This is a genomic window from Pseudactinotalea sp. HY158 (assembly GCF_009660225.1).
Taxonomy (GTDB): Bacteria; Actinomycetota; Actinomycetes; order Actinomycetales; family Beutenbergiaceae; genus HY158.
Window position 1 is genome coordinate 1,779,992 of sequence record NZ_CP045920.1, and the last position, 19,821, is coordinate 1,799,812.

Genomic DNA, 19,821 nt, shown 5'->3' on the forward strand with positions numbered 1-19,821 from the left:
GCTTCCGGACGGCGCTGCTCGCCCCCGCCACGGGCGAGCGCCCGGATCATGCCGACGCCGACACTCCCCGGCCCAGGACGAATTCCGCCCACGTCCGCTCGCCCCGGTCGGCCCCCGGAGCGGCGAGGTTGTCGCCTCCCCGGTACGCCCGCCCGATCGCACCCGGGATCCGCACCGGTATGTGCAGCTGATGCCCACCGGTCAGCGGGGCGAGGATCTCGCGCACGTCCAGCACCTCCGGGCCGACCAGATCCGGCACGTCCCCGTGCGGCCCTGCCAGGACGAGGTCCGCGAGCCGCTCCGCGACCTCCGTGGCCGCGATCGGCTCGAACCGCAGCCCGCCCGGTACCGGAACGACCGGCCACTTCGCCAGCGGCGCGATCGTCCTGGCCACGAACTCGTGGAACTGCGCGGCACGGAGGATCGTGTAGGGCACCTGTGCGTGCCGCACGGTCTCCTCCGCCGCCGCCTTCGCACGGAAGTAGCCGATCGGCATGGCATCCGCCCCGACGACCGAGATGAGCAGCAGGTGGTCCGCGCGCGCGGACCGGGCTGCGTACGCGACGTTCTGCGCCGCCACATCGTCGCCCTTCGCGCCGCCTGCGAGGTGCACGACGGTCTCGGCCCCCGCGAAGGCCTCCGTCAGGCCGAGGCCCGCGACCGTGTCGCCGCGAACGTACTCCACACCGCCGCCGGCACCAGCATCGAGACCTCCGTCCGGATGGTTGCCGCGGGTGAGCACGCGCACCGGTCTGCCGGCCCGCCGCAGCCGCGCCACGACGTGGGTGCCGAGGGTGCCGGTTCCGCCTGTCACGAGAATCATGTCTGCCTCCTTGTCACGAACGGGACGTGTGCCCCGTCATCTTCGTGACGGATGCGAGAGGGAGAATGTGACATGGTCGACCGACGGTTCCTGGCGAGACGGTTCGAGGTGCAGCGCCCCCGGCTCATCGCGATCGCGACCCATCTGCTCGGTTCGGCTGCGGACGCCGAGGACGCGGTGCAGGAGGCCTGGTTCCGGCTCGAGCGCACGGATGCCGGTGCGCTGGACAACCTCGACGCGTGGCTCACGACGGTGGTCTCGAGGATCGCCCTCGACCTGCTCCGGACGCCCCGGCGGGCCCGGGAACGCTCGTGGCTGGTGGAGCCCTGGTCCGAGCCCGCCGCGAACGCGCCCGACCCCGAGACCCGGGCCGTGGACAACGACCGGGTGGCGGTCGCGCTCATGGTGGTGCTCGAGACGTTGTCACCGGCGGAGCGGTTGGCCTTCGTGCTGCACGACGTGTTCGGACTGAGGTTCGATGAGATCGCCGAGATCATGGGCAGGTCCGAGGCGTCGGCGCGCCAGTCGGCCTCCCGCGGCCGGCGGCTTGTGCGGGACGCCCCTCCCCCGCGCCCGATGGCGTGGAGCGCCGAACACTCTCTCGTGCGGGCGTGGCTCTCGGCCGTCGAACATGGAAACTTCGACGCGCTGCTCGCCCTGCTCGACGAGGGGGCCGTGCTCCGGGCCGACGACGGCGCGCGTACCGAGATCCTCCGGGGCGCGCGCGAGATCGCGCAGCAGGCCATGTTCGCGGCCCGACTCGCCGCGCACTCGACTCCGATCCGGATCGATGGCCGCCCGGGGGTGGCCGCCGTGATGGCCGGCCGACTCGTCTCCATCATGGCCTTCGAACTCCGGGCCGGCCGCATCTCCGGCATCGAGGTGCTCTCCGATCCCGCGCGCCTCGAGCGGCTCGATCTCGCGGCGATCCTCGGCTGAGCCCGCCGGCCGTGATCAGTCGATCGTCGCCGGCAGTTGGTCGGGATCATCCGCCGGAGGGGTGGCCCGTGTGCCGTGAGCGGCGAGGGTGGCGCTCAGGCCGGCCCCGGCGAGCCCGAGTACGACCGGGGCGGTCAGAGCGTCCGGTCGCCAGTCGGATCGGTGGGCGCAGTGGTCGGCGGCCCCTCGGGCGCCGGACCCCGTCGTGGGTCGTGACCGAGTTGTGCGACGGGTACCAGTAGTAGAGGTAGGCGCGCGCGGTGCGCGAGAGGATCACCTCGTTCGAGTCGTCTTACTGGTGCACGGAGCTCGGATCGAGGCCCGCTATGGGAAGCGGGGTCCAGCCGACCATGCGCTTGCCCGTGGCCATGACGATCCCTCGACCTTCTTGACGAAGTCGATGTACGCCTGCCCGCAGATCGACCCATCGCCGCCGATACGGACGAGGTCGGAACTGCTCATCGCGGCGAGTTCGCCGATGACGGCGGTGAAGTACTGGCCGACCACCGGCGAGGTCGTACACAGCGTGCCGGTGGAGCCACAGGCGAACTCCGGATAGGCGGCGATCGCGGCCGAGGAGTGTCTCGAGGTCTCGACCTCGGGGATCACCTCGATGTGGCGCGCGGCGGCGTAGGCCACGATGGCGCGGGACTCCTCCTGGGTGTAGAAGCCGGACCGGCCACCGGGCATCGACCTGGCTGTGAGCGGGCGACTGCCTCGCCCGGCTCGCCGAGGAACTGGAAAGCCGGCGGCCGCCCTCGTGGCCCACCTCCGTACCCGTGCGCCGCAGGGCCCTGGGCCACGACGCCGTGCAGCGGGGATCCCGTGGCGGCGTGGTCGGCCGCAGCCCCGTCCGGATCGGCGATCACGGCGACCGGCCGGCTATCGGATGCGGACGGCGCTCGGCTGGATGCTGATCTCGATTCGGGTGGTCTCGCCGAGGTCGTCGCCGTCCACCTCGACGACGCGCGGCTCGTCGAGCTCGACCCTCGCCCGGGTGAGTCGGCCGAGGGTCGTGGCGTCGGTGCTCTCGGCGGTGACCTCGTCATCGCGCCGGAGCAGCCGCTTGAGGCCGTTGTCCCAGGCCATGTTCCGCAGCGTGTCGAGCCATCCGGAGACGCCGCCCTCGTGGAGCACGAGGAGGTCGAGCCGCCCGTCCGCCGGGTCTGCGTCGGGCAGCAGGGTGAGGCCTCCCTGGAGGCTGCCGCAGTTGCCGACGATGAGCGTGTGGGCCTGGTGCGCCTCCGCGGCGCCGCCGTCGAGGGCGAGGCGAAGGCCGATGACCTCGCTCGCCGAGACCGCCCGCCCGAGGGACTCGACGTAGGCGAGCCAGCCCGCCTTCTCCTTGAGGTCCTCGTCGGTCTCGGTGATCATGTGGGCGTCGATCCCGAAGCCCGCCATCACGGCGAAGGCGTGCCGCTCGGTGCCGCCGTCGAGATCGGCCTCGAGCCAGCCGACGTCGATTGGCCGGGCCGTGCCCTCGAGTGCGCGGGCGATCGCCGCGGGGAGGTCGGCGAGCGGCACGTCGAGGTTGCGGGCGAGGAGGTTGCCGGTGCCGAGGGGGACGATGCCCATCTCCGCCGCCGAGTCCGTGGCGGCGAGGTGCTCGGTCACGGCTCTGATGGTGCCGTCTCCCCCGCACGCGAGCACGAGGTCGGCGCCGTCGTCGAGGGCGCGCCGGCAGGCCGCCTGGCCGGGATCGTCCTCGGTGGTCTCGTACCAGCGGGCCGGGCCGGTGTGGACCTCGGCGAGCGCCACCTCGAGCTCGCCGCGCTCGGCCTTCGCCGGATTCCAGACGACGCCGACGCGCGCGCTCATCGCGCTCCCACGATCGGCACGCGGACGCCGTCGAACCCGCCGCCCGTGAGCACGGCGACGGTGTCGCCGCTCAACTCCGCGGTATCGGCGACCTGAAGCACCGCGGTCCGGGGGGCGATATCGGCGGTGCAGGGCTGGTCGGCGGGCGGGTCGATCACGGTCACGGCGAGTTCGGTCGCGGAGCCGACCTCGACCGCCCCGATGATCGGAGGGCAACTGGACGAACCCCAGGAGAGCAGCACGAACTCCCCCGGCTCGCCCGTCCAGCCGGCCGACGGCTCGTAGTCCGTCATGCCCTCGAGGGAGAGGCCGGCGACGCCGGCGAGGTCGGTGTTCCCGGTGAGGTCGCCTCCGGTCAGGTGGATCGTGACGTCCTGCGTCGGGTCGACGCCCGGGGGTGTGCCTACGAGGGTCACCCGAGGCACGAGGTCGTCCGTGCAGTCGGCGTTCGGGTCGGGGGTCGCCAAAGTGACCTCGATGGTCCCGCCCGTGGCCGTGACCCCGTCGGCCACGGGCACGCACGTCGAGCTGCCCTGCGTGACGAGGCCGATCATGCGGCCGTTGTCGAGCCACGCGCCGCTCAGGTCGGTGCCGGCGGGTTCCGCTGTCGGCGTGTCCGGCGTGGGCGAACCGGGCGTGGGCGAACCGCCGTCGGCGGCCGGGCTCGCGCACGCGGCGAGCGTGCCGGCGGCGACCAGTGCGAGTGCGAGCATGGTGGGGAATCGAGCGGGTCGCGCCATGTCGAAGGCCTTTCGCAGCAGGGTGGTGCATGAATCGATGGACGGATCCATCCGGCCCTGATCATGCCGGATCGGGGCGGAGTGTCCAAGAGACCCGGCGGAGACTCGCATCGTCCGCCGCGGCGACGCGGGCCACGGCGGGTCGCTGTGCGGCCTTCCGTGGCTTCGATGCCTCCATCATCCCCGGGGCGGGACAAGCATCGGCTACGTCACTCCCAGCGACGAGCACCAAGGACGCGGGCCCACAATCCGTGCCGCCCGCCGCCAAAGCCTTGAGCGAGCACGGACACGACGACTTGCCTACCACCGCCACGCCCGAGAAGATGAGACACACAAGGAGCCCGACGACGTTGTGTCATGGGACCACCGAAGTGCGGCACTAACTCAGAAACACGTCAAGTCGTGGAGGTGTGGTGTGGACGGCGTCGCGGTGAAGGCGTGGCATGATTCGGCCCGGTTATACCGTGCAGCGCCCAACCTACGCATCTCGGGATTGGTGCATCTCGCGCTCGTGCGAGCAGACGCGGCGGCCTGGGCTTCGTTGCTGAGCGGGTCCGAATCGATCCGGGCGGCAGCGATCCGTAGCAAGGAACAGCGCGCTGAGTTCGTGACCGGGCGAGCGGTAGCCAAGACGCTCGCCGGTGCGGTTTCGGGAAGTCACCCGAGTCAGGTGCAGATCCAGCAGGAGTGTGTCGTCTGTGGCAGCACCACGCACGGCAGGCCGATCATCCGTGGCGTAGAGGCCGTCCAGGTGTCGGTCGCTCACCGAGAGGGCAATGTGCTCGTCGGTATGACTGTCGATGGGCCGATAGGCGTAGACGTGGAGGTGGACCGCCGGGTCACGGAGCTGCGCGGGATGGCCGCTCTCGCGCTGACGGCCGAGGAACGTGCCCGTCTCGACCGGCTGGACGAGTTGGCGGCCTCTCGGTGGTTCTTGACCCGCTGGTGCCTCAAGGAGGCCGTGACCAAGCGCAGCGGTGTCGGGCTCACCCAGGACTTCGCGTCACTCGAGGTCGACGGCGAGCGCGATCGAGTGGTGGTACTCACAGGCGACAACGCGCCGCCGGGACTGGTGATCGCGGTCGCGGTCGCGCAGCAGACGGCCGGGATCCGGTGGGTCTTCCCATGACAAAACCGGCCGCGGTCAGTGTCGCGTGAGTACCTGCATGGCCAGGCTCACAACGTGATCGATGACCTCCCGACGGGAGGTGGCGGGGAAGAAGTGGCCGCCGGTGAAGGTCCTGAGCCCGAGAAAATCGGTCGTGTAGTCCTCCCACGGGGTGACGTCGGAAGGCGGCGCCACCTGGTCGTCGCGTCCAGCCAGCGCAGCCAGTGGGACAGGCGACGCCCACGGTGCGGTGCGGTGATAGCGGTCGCACAGCTGTAGATCCGCTCGTAGCGGCGGGAACAGTAGTTCCCTCAGCTCCAGGTCGCCCACGAGCTCCTGCGCGGTGCCACCCCAGTCGACAAGGGACTCGGCAAGGTCGTCGTCGGTGTAGTCGTTCTCGCGGTGACGGGAGCGGATATGCGGAGCTGGTGACCCCGAGACGATCACCGCCCGCGGCTGGTGGGGCGATCCAGCCAGCTCCGCTGCAACCTCGAAGCCGATCAGGGCACCCATGCTGTGCCCGAAGACGAACAGCGGCCGCTCATCGAGCGCGGTGAGCGCAGAGACCACTTCCGTGACCAGCCGCTGTGGGTCGCGGTTCAATGGCTCGTCTGCGCGGTCTCTCCGTCCGGCAGGGGTGACCGCCCACAGCTCCAGTGCACCGCCCAGGTCGCGCACCCAGGGTGCGTAGGCGTCAGCGCTGGCCCCCGCGTGCGGCACACAGAGCAGCCGAGCGCCACGGCGCTCCGGCCCAAACCGGTGCAGGCATCCTGTGCTCACGGGGCTTCGCTGGACCGCGGCTCGGTCTGCGGGTCCGCAGGCAGGGCGGGCGTGTCGCGGGCCGGCAGGAACAGCCACGCGGCGAGGGACGCCAGGAGGATGGCGCCTGCGACTATGTAGCAGCCCAGGCGGAGCCCCTCGATGAAGGCGTTGCCGACCTCGGCCACCGCGCGCGCGGCGAGCGCATCGGGTTGGCTCCCTGCCACCGTCAGGGCAACGGCGACGGATCCCTTGGACTGCTCGATGGCCTCGTGCGGGATGTTCAGAGCCGTCCACTGCTGCGCCAGGTGGTGCCCGAACACGGAGTTTAGGGCGGAGCCGACCACGGCCACGCCCAGGGCGCCGCCCACCTCGCGGGTCGTGTCGTTGATGGCCGAACCCACGCCTGACTTCTCCTTGGGCAGGGCCGCGAGCACCGCGTCGGTCGCGGGCCCGGTTGCCAAGCCCATCCCGGCGGCCATCAGCACCATGCACACGACGATGAAGCTCCAATAGGGCGAGTCCACCTCCGCCCAGGAGGCAAGCAGGAACCCGGCAGCGCTGAGAGCCATCCCGCCGCCGACGATGATCTTGGTACCGATCTTGTTGGTGAAGATCATCGCGATCGGCGACATCGCCCCCATGACCAGGGCATACGGCAGGGTCGCCAGACCGGCCTTGAGTGCGTCCCACCCGAGAATCAGTTGAAAGTACAGCGTGATCATGAATATGAACCCGAAAAGCCCGAAGAACGCCATCCCAGTGGTGGCGGCTGCCGCGCTGAGCCGGGGATTGCGGAAGAACCGGACCTCCAGCAGAGGGTCGGTGCACCGGGTCTCCCAGAAACCGAACAACACCAACAGGATCGCGGCGATGCCGAACCCGGTCAGTGTGGTGGCACTGGCCCATCCGTTGTCGGGAGCTTCGATAATGGTCCAGACCAGCAGCCCGATCCCCGCGGAAGACGAGATCGCCCCGACGTAGTCGAATCTGCCGGGGTCGGGATCCTTGGACTCCGGGATGAGGATGGCGCCCGCGACCAGGGCAACGGCCGCGATCGGCACATTCACCAGGAAGATGGAGCCCCACCAGAAGTGTTCGAGCAGCAGTCCGCCCACGACCGGGCCGAGGGCGATCGCCAGCCCGGACACGCCCGCCCACACCCCGATCGCGACCGCTCGCTCCTGCCGGTTGCGGAAGACTTGGGGAACGGTGGCCAGGGTCGAGGGATACACCATCGCGGCGGCCACGCCCATCGCTCCCCGGCTGGCGATCAGGTTCCCCACCGAGCCCGACCACGTGGCGACCAGGGACGCGATCGCGAACAGCACCAGGCCGACCTGCAGGACCCGTTTGCGGCCGAAGCGATCCCCGAGGTTGCCCGCCACCAGCAGCAGCCCGGCGAACACCATGGCATAGGCGTCGACGATCCACTGCAGCTCGGAGGTGGAGGCGGTGACGTCACGGGAGATGGTGGGCAGCGCGACGTTGACGATGGTGTTGTCGATGGCGACCAGCAGGACGCTCAGACACATGATCGTCAGGATCAGCCAACGAGCCTGGTGGACCCTGCTGTCTTGCGAGGCGGCTCTGCTCATGTGGCCGCCCCGGGCAGATCTGCGTCCGGGAAGCCGGCCTGCTCGAGGGCGGCGTCCAGCAGCGGGGCGTCGCCTCCGGTCAGGTCGCGCACCTCCCTGGCGAGCAGCGAGAACTCCGTGTCGCGAGTGGCGAGGACGTGCGGGGCCAGCGCGAGTCGCCCGAGGTCACCCCGCATCTGCTTGCCCCAGTAGTACACGGCGAAGAACTTCGGCACCACGGTGAAGATGACCTTCAGCGGGGTGGGCGTGACCGTGACGCCGTGCTGGGCGATCGCCTCAAACCCGTCGCGCACCGACGCCACCATGGCCGCGGTGCGTTTCCGGTCCTCGCCGACGGCCTGACTGCTCCCGGCGGCGAGGATCGCCGCGCCGGCGCCTGCGATGAACACAGCGTGCGTGGCCAGCCAGGAAGCTGCGTCATCGACTACCTCGACAGCGAACCCGGCGTCGTGCAGGTCCGCCACGACCGGTTCCTCCCGACCGTCGTACTTGCCGAGGGTGGTGGGTTGCTGCTTCACCACCTGGTAGGTGACCGCGTCATCGGTGCGGGTCCCTCCGACGCCGGGGAACCCGAGCACCACCCGGTCGGCCCCGATCCGCTCGGCGACCTCGAGGGCGTCACCGGCGAGGTTGACCAGCGTGACGACAGTGGTCGCCCGGACTCCCTGCACCACCGGCAGGGCCTCAACCACCTGGTCGCCCCGGACAGCCAGGTAGACCACGTCCACCGGGGGGATCTCCTCGACGGACCCGACCACGGTGACCGGCGCCGTGGTGGACTGGCCATCCCGGATGAGCGTGACCCCGCGGTCTCGCATGCGGTCCAGGGTCTCCCCGCGCGCGAGGAGCCAGGTGGAGTGGCCGGCTGCGGCCAGGCGACCGGCGTAGACCTGGCCGATCACTCCCGCGCCGATGACGGCCGCACTACGAGGTGACACGCTCATCCGACCAGCACCACCTTACCGACGGTGGCACGGTTGGCCAGAGCTCGATGCGCATCGGCGGCGTGCTCCAGCGAGTAGACGTGCTTGATCGTGGCCTGCAGCTTGTCTTCGGCGGCCAGGTGCAGCAACTGTGGCACCACCGCGGCCGTGGGAGAGTCCGGCGCCAGCCGGCTAGTCAGCCAGTAGCCGGTGACCGACTGGTTGTGCTGCATCAGCTGGGTGCCGGCGAACGGGGACAGCCGCTTGCTGGCGACACCGTACACGATGAGCCGGCCGTGGTCGCCGAGGCAGCGCAGGCTCTGCTCACCAATCTCGCCGCCCACGGCCTCGACGATCAGGTCGGCACCACGGCCCTCGGTCAGCTCCAGCACCCGGTCGGCCCAGTCCGATTGGCTGTAGTTGACCGTCTCGTGAGCGCCCAGGGCCGAGGCAAGCTCCAGTTTGGCGTTGGACCCAGCGGTGCCGATGACCAGCTCGGCGCCCGCCAGCCGGGCCAGTTGCACGGCCAGGCCACCGACGCCACCGGCGGCCGAGTGGACCAACACGGTCTCGCCGGGCTGCACTGCACCTCGCTCGTGCACCAACTCCCAGGCAGTGACGCCCTGCACCAGGAACGCGACGGCGTCGACGAAGTCGATGCTGTCCGGCAGAGGGTAGGTGAGCCGGTGGTCCGCGAGGGCGTACTCCGCATACCCGCCGTCGACGAACGCGACCACCCGGGTCCCGACCAGGCCTGGGTCAACCCCGTCACCCACACCGGTGACGACACCGGCCGCCTCGGTGCCCATGGTGTGCGGTAGGCGGTTCCCGGCCTCGCGGGACATGTAGATCCCTTGGCGGGCTAGCACGTCGGTAAAGTTGACGCCGCTCGCGCCAACTCGGATCAGCACCGTGCCCGGCCCAGTGGGCGGGACCTGCAGCTCTTCGACGCGCAGCACGTCCGGGCCGCCCGTCTCGTGGATCCGTATTGCCTTCATGATGTCTCCCGGGGCTGGGGGTCACTGAACTGCTGGGTGGTCGGGGGAAGGAACCCGACATCGACGAAGTAGTCGAGGTAGAGGTTGATCAGGTCCTGGGTGATGTCCGGGCACCTGATGCCGGTGCCTACGAGGGCCGACTGGACGTTGTCAGTGGAGAACTCCGCCGGCGGCATCTGGTCCAGGGGCAGGATGCCGGAGAAGAACGGAGCGAGCGCGCCGGCGGTGCGGTCGGACAACTGCGCGGCCCGCTCGACCATCCGCGCGCACCACTCGGTGAACGTGAGGGTCTCCGCGGTGTACCCACGCTCCAGCATCCACTCCACGAGGGTGGGCTCTTCGACAGGTTGAGGCGCCACTAGGTGGAACGCCTTGCCGCCCTGACCGGGCTGTCGGGCGATGCGGACCAGCGCCGCTACCGCGTAGTCGACCGGTGTCACGTCCACCTGCATGTTGACGTACGGCGCAGCGCCCATCTCCACCGCGGCACGGACGGCCTGCCAGACGAAGTCGTAGGTCTGGCAGGCCCCCGTGCGGCTGTGCCCCGCGATGCGTCCCGCCCGATAGATGTAGGTCGGCACACCTCGCCGGCCGGCCTCGGCCACCATGCTCTCGCTGACCCACTTGGACTGGGTGTAGCCGAACGTGTGGTTGAGGTCGTGGATCGGCGCCATGTCCTCGGTGAACACGGTGTCCGGGGGATAGGAGAAGCGAGAGAACACGTAGGTGGTCGACACGAAGTGGACCGGTTTGGTCGTGCGGTTCACCGCCAGCCGCAAGACGGCCAGCGTGCCGTCCACGTTCGCCGGTTTGAGGGTCGCATAGGGGCTGAGGAAGTTCACCTCGGCGCCGCAGTGGAAGATCTCGTCCACGCTCTCAGACAGGTGGTCCCACATCGGGGTGGATAGGCCGATCCGCTCGCGGCGCAGGTCTCCCAGCACGGGGATGATCCGGTCGGCGTATCCGTCCCGCCAAATGCCGTACTGTGACATGGACTCGCGCAGCCGGGCCAGGCCCTCGGCCTCGCTCGGGGCCCGCACGTGGCAGAACGGCGCCGCGTCGGTGGTCTCCAGGATTTCCGCGAGCAGGAAGGACCCCATGAATCCGGTGCCCCCGGTCACCAGTGGGTGCTGCGGGCTGGACACGCTGTGCACGTGCGCGGACGGATCCGGCCGGATGCTGTCGGGCAGCACGGCCTCCTCGGCAAGGTCCAGGTCATCCGCCGGTGCGGCCGCCGCGTCCTGGCCCTGGTCAAGCAGGGCGCTGATCCGTCGCACGGTGGGCTCCCCCTCGAAGAGCACCTGCAGGGGCAGCTCGGCACCCGTGACCTCCCGGATCCGGAAGATCAGCTTGGTGGCCATCAGGGAATGCCCGCCAAGGGTGAAGAAGCCGTCGTCGACGCCGAAGTCGTGCCGGTCGAGCAGCTCCTGCCAGATGCCGATCACCGCCTGCTCGGTCCCGGTGGAAGGGGGCACCACCGGTTCGGTGTGCCCGCCGCCGGTGGACTCCCGGGAGGCGGTGTGCGGTTCCGGCAGGGCCTTGCGGTCGATCTTGCCGTTCGGGGTCAACGGCAGCCGGTCGAGCCACAGCACCTGCGTCGGCACCATGTACTGCGGCAGCCGCTCGGCGAGCCAGCCGGGTAGGTCGACCTGACGCTCCTGCTCCGGGACGGCGCCTTGGACGTAGGCGACCAGCTGGGTGTTCTGGTCAGCACCAGCCACGACGACCACCGACCGGTCCACCGCGTGATGGGTATCCAAGACCGTCTCGATCTCCCCCAGCTCGATGCGGTAGCCGCGCACCTTGACCTGGGTGTCCATCCGGGTGACGTACTCCAGGACCCCGTCGGCGCGGGCCACGACCAGGTCGCCGGTTCGGTAGAGCGGCCGCCCTTCCAGCCAGTCCGGGTGAGCGAACCGGTCGGCGGTCAACTCGGGGCGGTCCAGGTAGCCGATGGCCAGCCCGTCGCCCCCCAAGCAAAGTTCACCGAACACGCCCGCAGGCACGGGATGCAGCTTCTCGTCGACCACGATGGCGGCGGTCCGCCGGATGGGCCGGCCGATGGGGACCGTCGCGCCGGCGTCGTCGGGCGTCACCGGATGGATGGTGGACCAGATAGTGGTCTCGGTCGGCCCGTACATGTTCCACAACCGGAACACGCGGTCGGTGAGGCCCTGGGCCAGAGCACTCGGCAGGGCCTCACCCCCGCAGAGGGCAAGGAGCCGAGGGTTGCCAGGCCAGCCACTGGCCAGCAGGATCTGCCAGGTGGCCGGGGTAGCCTGCATGATTGTCACGTGGTGGGCATCCAGGAGGGCCGCGAGCCGGCGCCCGTCCCCGGCGTCCCGCCCGCTGGCCACCACGACGTTTGCCCCCACCGTCAGCGGCGCCAACAGTTCGAGCGCGGCGATGTCGAATGATGGGCTGGTCACGGCGAGCAGCACGTCGTCGGTGCCGATGCCGGGCTCGTGCTGCATCGAGGTCAGAAAGTTGACCAGGCTGGTGTGGCTGATCTGCACTCCCTTGGGCAGGCCGGTCGACCCGGATGTGTAGATCGTGTAAGCCTCGCTCGCCCCGTCCCCCACGGCGTCCACCTCCGGCCCGACGGTGTCGGGCTGCCCGTCGTGCGCTGGCTCCTGCGCAGCGTCGGCGACGAGCACCGGCACGTCGCCGGACGCCACCAGCTCGCCCGCGGTCGCAGCGTGCTCGTCCACGGTGATCAGGGCGGCCAGGTCGGCGTCCTGGCAGATGAACGAGAGGCGTTCCCTCGGGTAGTCCGGGTCGAGTGGCACGTAGGAGCAGCCGGCCCGCATCAGCGCAAGCATCGCGACGATGGTGTGCGGGCTACGGGGCAGCAACAGTCCGATTCGGGCGTGAGGCGCGGTGACCTGCTCTCGCAGCCTCGCGGCCAGGGCGGCGCTGGCCGTGTCCAGCTCGGCGTACGTCAGGTGCATCGTCTCGGTGGTGATGGCGGTCCGCTGCGGAGTGCGGCGGCACTGTTCGATAATCATCGAGGCCGCGGTGGCACCGGCGTCGACCGGCGGGTCATCCATCCGCGTCGACCCGTCCGCGACTAGATGCCCGGCCCGCTCGGGACTCATCAGCGGGAGCGACCGGATCGGGGTGCCGGGGCGGGTCAGGGCGGCGTCCAGGAAGGCGTCGAGGGCGTCGATGATCGACTGCACCGCGGCCTGGCTGTACACGTCGCTGGCGTAGTCGACGTGACCGGTCAGCTGGTTTCCGGCGGAGACCAGGTCGAGCCGCAGGTCGCTCTGAGCGGACCCGTTGTGGATGTCGCGCAGTTCGAACTCGCCGACCCGGCCCGTCTGGTTGAACTGGAAGTTGAACACTGTCTGAAAGACCGGACTGCGGGATGGGTCGCGAGCCACTGCGAGCGCACGCAGGACCTCCTCGAACGGCGCGTCCTGATGGTGCATACCGTCATTGACGACCGACCCGACCCGACCCACGAGCGTGGCGAAGGTCGGCTGGTCGGTGACGTCGAAACGCATCGCCAGCGTGTTCAGGAACGGGCCGATCAGTGCCTCGGTGCCCGGCTCGTCACGCCCGGCCACGGGGATGCCGACGATGATCTCCTGCTGGTCGGCGAACCGGGACAGCACGGCGACGTATCCGGCCAGAACCACACTGAAAGGCGTCACGGCCTGCTCGGCAGCGGCTTTGCGGACCCGCTCGACCAGCTCCGGCGGGAAGGCTACGGGAAGCCGCCCGCCGCGGTAGGACATGTGCGCGGGACGCTGCCAGGTGGTCTTGAGCGTCAGCCGCTCCGGTGCTCCGGTCAGGTGCCGCACCCAGTAGTTGACACTGGCCTTCCCGTGGTCGGAGTCGTGCAACCTCCGCTGCTGCCAGCTGACGACGTCGGCGAACTGGAACTGCGGCGGAGCCGGGCGGGCCACCGCATTGCGCGACTGGTGGGCGGCCCATTCGCTGGCCAGCTCGTTGAACAGCACACCGTTGGAGAAGCCGTCGGAGATCAGGTGGTGCATTGTCAATTGGACGAGCGTGTAGTCCGGGGCTGGCACGATGGCCACTCGGAACAGCGGCGCTTGCGCGAGGTCGAACGGGGTGTGGGCGTCCTGCTCGAACCGTGCCTCTAGCTCCGCCGCCTCCAGGCCGATCAGCACGGTGGCCGGCACCGTCACCGACGGCTCGACCCGTGCCCGGGGCACGCCTTGGTCGATAACGAATGCGGTGCGCAGGATGTCGTGCCGGGCGGTTACCCGCTGCAGGCATTCGATGAACGGGTCCGGCTCGATGGTGAAGGGTATCCGCGCCACTCCCGACATGACGTTGAACGGCTCGCTCGGGGCGAACTGTTCGAGGAACCACAGCCGTTGCTGGGTAGAGGACAGGGGCCGGACCGGATCGTGCTCCTCGGCGACGATCCGGTCCGGTCTGGTGCGAGTCTTGCCCAGCCGGGCCAGCAGCATCTCCCGCTGCTCAGGGGAGAGGTTGGCGAGTCGTTCGCTCAGCTGTGTCATGACGCCGTTCCATTCGGGCCGATCTGCTCGATCTCACTCAACAGCGCCTCCAGCACGTCCGGGTCGACGTTCTGGACCATTTCGCTGATGCCATCGGGTGTCTCGTCGCCGGCCGGTGCCAGCTCACTGTCGATGAGTGCTGCGACGTCGCTGACCGTCACTCCCTGCAGCAGGGTGACCACCTTTGGGGAGTAGCCGAGCGCCCGTTCGATGCGGATGCGCACCTCGACGGCGATCATCGAGTCGAGGCCGAGCTGGTTCAGCGGGACGTCGCGGTTCAGTTCGTCGGGGCCGATCCGCAGCACTGCTCCCAGCACGTTCGCGACGCCGTCGGTGACGACGGGCAGGCGTTGGTCGGGTTCAGCGCCGGCGATCGCGGACTTCCAGTCGACGCCCTCCCCGTTGTCCTGGTCGTCGGCACCGGCCTGGCCGAGGTGTTCGATCATCCGGGGGACGACCGGGTAGCTGGCGATCAGGGTCGGCCAGTCGGCGGACACGATCACCTGCTGGGCCGTGGACTTGCCGAGGATCACCGACAGTAGCTGGACGCCGACCCGCTCGGGGATCAGGTCGATGCCGCGACGGCCGTAGAAGGCCTGCAGGTTCATCTCGGCAATCATGCCGACGTCCCACGGACCCCAGTTGATGCTTACGGCGGCAACCCCTGCCGCCCGCAGGCGGGATGCGAAGGCGTCCATGTAGGCGTTGGCGGCCGCGTAGTTCGCCTGGCCGCTGGTCACCACCACGCTGCTGACGGAGGAGAACAGCGCGAAGAAGTCCAGCGGCTCCCCCTCCAGCCCGTGGTGCAGGGCCAAGGTGCCCTCTACCTTGGGGTTGAGGACCGTGTGCAGGTCGTCCGGACTCATCCGGACCATGACGGTATCGTGCAGGACACCGGCCGCGTGCAACACGCCGTGGAGCGGTGGCAGCGCCGCGCGACGCCGCTGGGTCACGAACTCCCGCACCTGCTCAGCGTCGGTGGTATCGAGGGCGACCACTTCCACGGTCGTCCCCTCCTGCTCAATCCCGAGGACCGTATTGATCTGCTCGCGCTGGCGGGTGTCGGTGACCCTGTCCCACTGGTCACGGGGTGGCAGACCCTTGCGGCTGGTCAGCACGACCCGACGAGCGCCCCGACGGGCCAACCATCGCGCACACACCACGCCCAGGGCACCCAGGCCGCCCGTGATCAGGTAGGTGCCGAATGGGGCCAGCCGCGCGGGGAGCCAGGTGTCCGGCTCCGTCGAGGGCTGCAGCCGGGCAACGAAGCGCCCCTCGCTACGCAGGCCGAGCTGGTCTTCCCCCGTGTCGCCGTGCAGTTCGTCCACTAGCGCGGGCAGGCAGTTCTGCAGATCGTCCGGGTCCAGGTCGACCAGTCGGGGAGCCAGCTCCACCGACTCCTGGTGCAAGACCCGGCCCATGCCCCACACGGCCGCCTGCCCGACCCCGGCCGGGTGGACCGGACCGGTCACCGGCTGCGCTCCCGCGGTCACGAGGGTCAGTGGCCAGGCCAGGTCGCGCGCATCCATCGCCTGGACCAGGTCGAGCAGCCCGCCGGCGTACTGGTGGGCGAGTGACGGGGACCGGTCAAGGCTCGCCTCCGGCGCGCCCAGCGCGCGCAGGTCGATGACTCCCGGTGTCTCGCCTACGAGCTCGGCTGCTGCCCAGGCCAGCACTGCTTCCAGGTCGCTGCGGTGGTTGAGGTCGGCGACCCACGATCCCGGCGCTAACGCCTTGCCACGGGAGTCCGTGGTGGCCATCAGCACCCGGTCGCCGCGGGCAGTCAGCATGTGCGCCAGTCGCTCCCCCGCTCCCGTGCCGGGATTCAGCATCAGCCAGTGCCGGGCCCGGCGCAGCGGCCCGGGTTCAGGCTGCGGGTCCGTGGTCACCGTCCCCTCGTCCTCCACGGGCGCCGACGAGGTGGCGGACAGGGCGCCGGCCAGGTGCTCTGACCCCTGCGACTCCGCGGCCTCCCAGTCGACCTCGTAGAGCCAGTGATGACCCTGACGGGGTACCTGCGCGTCGGGGTCCACGAGCCGGACCTGGAATCGATCGACCTGCAGCAGCACGTTGCCGGCGTCGTCCGTCACGACGACGTCCCCGGCGACGAGGTCCGGCCCGACCTCGCTGATCCGTGCACGCGTCCAGACCGTCGCGGTCGGCACGTGGTCATCCAGGGCAGGCAGCATTTCGATCCGCCCGACACCGACAGGGATCGCCTGGGTCAGGTCCACCGACTGCGCCTGGGCCAGCGGCAGGAGAAGCTGGAAGCAGCCGTCCAACAGGATCGGGTCGAGGATTGACTCGCCGCGCTCGGCCCGGGCCTCCCCGCCCAACAACTGCGAGTCGAATCGCGCGACCGCCTCTCCATCGCCCAGCCACAGGGCCTCGATCATCTGAAACTGCGGCCCGTAGTCGAAGCCACCCCCCGCAAACGTGCTGTAGCACTCCGCACGCTTCTGTAGGGAGGGGCAGCGGTCGCGGGCAGCCGCGATGTCGAAGTGACGCGCCGCACCCCGCGCCGGGGCGAGGAACCCCGTCATGTGCTGCGTCCACGGACGGTCCGAGGTGGCACGACCGTTGATCTGGACCATCGAGGTCGTGCGGTCCATGACCGTCTCCAACTCACCGGACAGGGTGCCTTGCATCACGACCGGATTGTGGAACGTGACGTCGAAGATGGAGAGCCTGGCGGCAGGCGCCTCCTCCTGCCCGGCACGGAGCGCCATGTCCACGTAGCCGGCGCCGGGGAACAAGTTCGCGCCGTGCACCATGTGGTCGGACAGGTAGGCAGGCCGGGATCCGTCCAGCTCTCGGCTCCACGCCGCCGTCGCCGTGTCCTGCCGCCTGCCTAGCAGCGGGTGCGGCATATCACCCGTCCGGTCGGCTCGGGTCGCCTCGCTCTCCATCCAATAGCGGTCGCGGTGCCACGGGTACAGCGGCAGCCGCAGTGAACCGGGGGTGGTGTAGAACGCCCGCCAGTCTGGACCGAGGCCGTTCACGAACAGTCGTGCGCACGCCACGGCCATGGCTTGGGCATCCGGGTCCTTGCGGCGGAGCGAGGACACGGTCACTCCGTCCACGCCGGCCTCTGTCAGGCAGGACTGCACCGAATACCCGAGCACCGGGTTGGGTCCGAGTTCGAGGTAAGCGCGGTGGCCGTCACGAATGGCGCACCGCGCGGCATGCGCGAACTGGACCGGCTGGCGCACGTTGCGCCACCAGTAATCTGCGTCGTGGACGGGGCCCGTGACGGACTCTCCAGTAACGGTCGAGTACATCGGGCAGGTCGGCGCCGACGGTACGACGTCGGCCAGCACCTCGCGTAGCTCCTCCTCCAGCGGGTCCATGCCGGGCCCGTGGAACGGCACGTCACCGGGAACCATGCGTGCGAACACGTCGCGCTTCTCCAGATCCTCCTGCACCGACACCAGGATGTCCACGTCGCCGACCAGCGCGATCGACTCCGGGCCGTTGATCGCGGCCAAGTGCAGCCTCCCGTCGACCACGGGCGCCAGGCCCTGCGCCTCCTGCGGTGAGATCGACGCTGCGAGCAGTCTGCCCTGCCCGGAGGTGCTCTGCTGCAGGCGGGCCCGGTGGAACACCACGGTCACGGCGTCGTCGAAGGAGAGCGCGCCCGTGACGTAGGCGGCTGCGACCTCACCGGCGCTGTGGCCGATCACCGCGTCCATGGGGACTCCGAGTTCGCGCCACACGGCGGCCAGGCCGAGCTGCACCGTGAAGTTCGCGCACTGGGAGATCTGGGTCCGGCCCATCAGCGAGGAGTCCTCATCCCGTCGCAGCTCGTCGACGATCGACCAGCCCGCCAACGGAGTCAACGCGGCGTCCACCCGTTCCACCTGAGCTGCGAAGATGGGGTTGCGCTCGAGCAGGTCGCGGGCCATGCCCCACCACTGCGGGCCCATCCCTGTGAACAGCCAGACGAGCGTCGACCCGGCAGCGCCACCGGTCACCAGGTCGGCGTGCGGGGAACCTTGGGACAGAGCATCCAGGGCCGCCCGGGTCGACTCGAGATCTCCCACGAGCACCGCCGCCCGAGACTGCGGGTGCAGTGCCCGGTGGTGGACACGGGCGGCGGCGATCTGGTCTGCCGCGGCGCCACTCGTGAGCATCCGCGCATCCTGGGTAGCCAGGGCGGACAGGGCACCGTTGCTCCGGGCAGCCAGTGGCAGGATCGGTGTGATGCCACGACTGGCCGGTGACCGCTCAGCGTCCCCGTCAACCTGTGCTGGGTCGGGGGCCTCCTGCAGGATCAAGTGCGCGTTGGTCCCACCGAACCCGAACGAGTTGACTGCTGCGAACCCGACACCGTCCGACACCGGCAACGCACACGACTTGGTAGGGATCCGCAGCCTCAGGTCCTCCAGGTCGATCTTCGGGTTGAGCTCGGTGAGGTGAAGGTGGGCCGGGACTTCCCTGTGGCGCAGCACCAGTGCTGCCTTGATCAGGCCTGCCACACCGGCTGCTGCCTCGGTGTGTCCGATATTGGACTTGACGGACGCGATCATGCAGGCGCTGCGCGGATCACGCCCCCGGCCGTAGACGTCCCCGATCGCGTTCGCCTCAATCGGGTCTCCCACCGGGGTGCCGGTGCCGTGCGCCTCCACGTAGCCCACCGCGTCCCGGTCGATGCCGGAGACCGCCAGCGCGTGTTTCATGGCCTTCTTCTGACTCGTGCCGTTGGGGACGGTGATGCCGTTGGTGCGCCCGTCCTGGTTCACGGCCGACCCACGGATGATCGCGTAGATGCGGCGGCCGGATCCGATTGCGACCGAGAGAGGTTCGAGTAGGACGACACCACAGCCCTCGGCTCGCACGTAGCCGTCCGCCTCCGCGTGGAACGGACGCGACCGGCTGGTCGGCGACAGGAAGCCTCCCTGGGACGCCGCGATCGTGAAGTTAGGCGCCAACATCAGGTTCACCCCGCCGGCGATGGCCATGGTGCTCTCGCCCGTGAGTAGCGACTGACAGGCCAGGTGTACGGCGACCAGCGACGAGGAGCACGCGGTGTCGACGGTCATGCTGGGCCCGGTCAGGTCGAACGCGTGGGAGATGCGGTTGGAGAACATCGTCATCACGACACCGGTCGCGGTGTGGGCACGCAACAGCCCGCGCGACCCAGTGGCACCGGAGAACTGCAGCTGGCTGTAGTCCAGCGTGAAACCGCCGACGAACACGCCGGTCCGCGAACCGGCGAGCGTGTCCACGGGAGTTCCTGAGTCCTCGATGGCCTCGTAGGCCACCTCCATCAGGAAGCGATGTTGGGGATCAACGAAATCCGCCTCGCGGGGGCTGATCCCGAAGAACTGGGCGTCCCACTCGGACACGTTCTGTTCGAGGAAGCCCCCCCGCTGAACCCGCGAGTGCCCTGGCCCGAGATCCGGGTCATAGAACTTTCGCGCCGACCAGCGATCCGCAGGAATGTCGACGATCCCATCCCTGCCACGGCGCAATAGATCCCAGTAGGAGTCAGTGTCGTGGACACCTCCGGGAAAGCGACATCCGATCCCGACGATGGCGACCGCTTCCGCCCACTCCGAGGGCATCACAGACCGTGCACTTGCCTCTGAATTCGATAACATTGAATCCTCCAGC

The 19,821-nt window shown here is 69.6% G+C and carries 12 protein-coding genes; 2 read left to right on the plus strand and 10 right to left on the minus strand.

Annotation, left to right across the window (positions count from 1 at the left end; all coding sequences use genetic code 11):
• Nucleotides 1–46: 46 nt before the first annotated feature.
• Entirely contained in the window at nucleotides 47–823 is a 777-nt protein-coding gene (locus tag GCE65_RS07980; RefSeq protein WP_153878007.1) for an SDR family oxidoreductase, read from the minus strand.
• Nucleotides 824–895: 72 nt separating this feature from the next.
• Between GCE65_RS07980 and GCE65_RS07985 the strand changes: the two genes are divergently transcribed.
• Entirely contained in the window at nucleotides 896–1,762 is an 867-nt protein-coding gene (locus GCE65_RS07985; protein WP_153878008.1) for a sigma-70 family RNA polymerase sigma factor, read from the plus strand.
• 324 nt (nucleotides 1,763–2,086) lie between these two features.
• On the opposite strand, the gene GCE65_RS07990 is transcribed toward GCE65_RS07985, so the two are convergent.
• From GCE65_RS07990 to GCE65_RS08000, 3 genes are all read right to left on the minus strand, one after another.
• Entirely contained in the window at nucleotides 2,087–2,452 is a 366-nt protein-coding gene (locus tag GCE65_RS07990; RefSeq protein ID WP_153878009.1) for a family 20 glycosylhydrolase, read from the minus strand.
• Between the two features lie 192 nt (nucleotides 2,453–2,644).
• On the minus strand, nucleotides 2,645–3,580 hold the full coding sequence (locus tag GCE65_RS07995) for a diacylglycerol kinase family protein (protein WP_153878010.1): 936 nt from the start codon (nucleotides 3,578–3,580) through the stop codon (nucleotides 2,645–2,647).
• A complete protein-coding gene (locus GCE65_RS08000; RefSeq protein ID WP_228760169.1) occupies nucleotides 3,577–4,293 on the minus strand; it encodes a hypothetical protein in 717 nt (238 codons plus the stop codon). The genes GCE65_RS07995 and GCE65_RS08000 overlap by 4 nt, the downstream gene beginning before the upstream one ends.
• Nucleotides 4,294–4,735: 442 nt before the next feature.
• Between GCE65_RS08000 and GCE65_RS08005 the strand changes: the two genes are divergently transcribed.
• Nucleotides 4,736–5,449, plus strand: coding sequence for a 4'-phosphopantetheinyl transferase superfamily protein (locus GCE65_RS08005; RefSeq protein WP_153878012.1), 714 nt, complete (start codon nucleotides 4,736–4,738; stop codon nucleotides 5,447–5,449).
• 15 nt (nucleotides 5,450–5,464) lie between these two features.
• On the opposite strand, the gene GCE65_RS08010 is transcribed toward GCE65_RS08005, so the two are convergent.
• The 6 genes from GCE65_RS08010 to GCE65_RS08035 are packed head-to-tail and all read right to left on the minus strand — an operon-like array spanning nucleotide 5,465 to nucleotide 19,772.
• A complete protein-coding gene (locus GCE65_RS08010; protein ID WP_228760170.1) occupies nucleotides 5,465–6,286 on the minus strand; it encodes a thioesterase II family protein in 822 nt (273 codons plus the stop codon).
• The gene (locus GCE65_RS08015) at nucleotides 6,205–7,785 is read right to left on the minus strand and encodes a DHA2 family efflux MFS transporter permease subunit (protein ID WP_153878014.1); all 1,581 of its coding nucleotides are present in this window, start codon (nucleotides 7,783–7,785) and stop codon (nucleotides 6,205–6,207) included. The genes GCE65_RS08010 and GCE65_RS08015 overlap by 82 nt, the downstream gene beginning before the upstream one ends.
• Entirely contained in the window at nucleotides 7,782–8,729 is a 948-nt protein-coding gene (locus GCE65_RS08020) for a ketopantoate reductase family protein (RefSeq protein WP_153878015.1), read from the minus strand. Before GCE65_RS08020 ends, GCE65_RS08015 begins: the two co-directional genes overlap by 4 nt.
• The gene (locus GCE65_RS08025) at nucleotides 8,726–9,706 is read right to left on the minus strand and encodes an NADPH:quinone oxidoreductase family protein (RefSeq protein ID WP_153878016.1); all 981 of its coding nucleotides are present in this window, start codon (nucleotides 9,704–9,706) and stop codon (nucleotides 8,726–8,728) included. Before GCE65_RS08025 ends, GCE65_RS08020 begins: the two co-directional genes overlap by 4 nt.
• Nucleotides 9,703–14,205 carry a non-ribosomal peptide synthetase gene (locus GCE65_RS08030; protein ID WP_153878017.1) on the minus strand — a complete coding sequence of 1,501 codons (4,503 nt, stop codon included), beginning with the start codon at nucleotides 14,203–14,205 and terminating at the stop codon, nucleotides 9,703–9,705. The genes GCE65_RS08025 and GCE65_RS08030 overlap by 4 nt, the downstream gene beginning before the upstream one ends.
• Nucleotides 14,202–19,772 (minus strand): type I polyketide synthase, encoded by a 5,571-nt coding sequence (locus GCE65_RS08035; protein ID WP_194928870.1) that lies wholly within the window; start codon nucleotides 19,770–19,772, stop codon nucleotides 14,202–14,204. The genes GCE65_RS08030 and GCE65_RS08035 overlap by 4 nt, the downstream gene beginning before the upstream one ends.
• Nucleotides 19,773–19,821 lie beyond the last annotated feature (49 nt).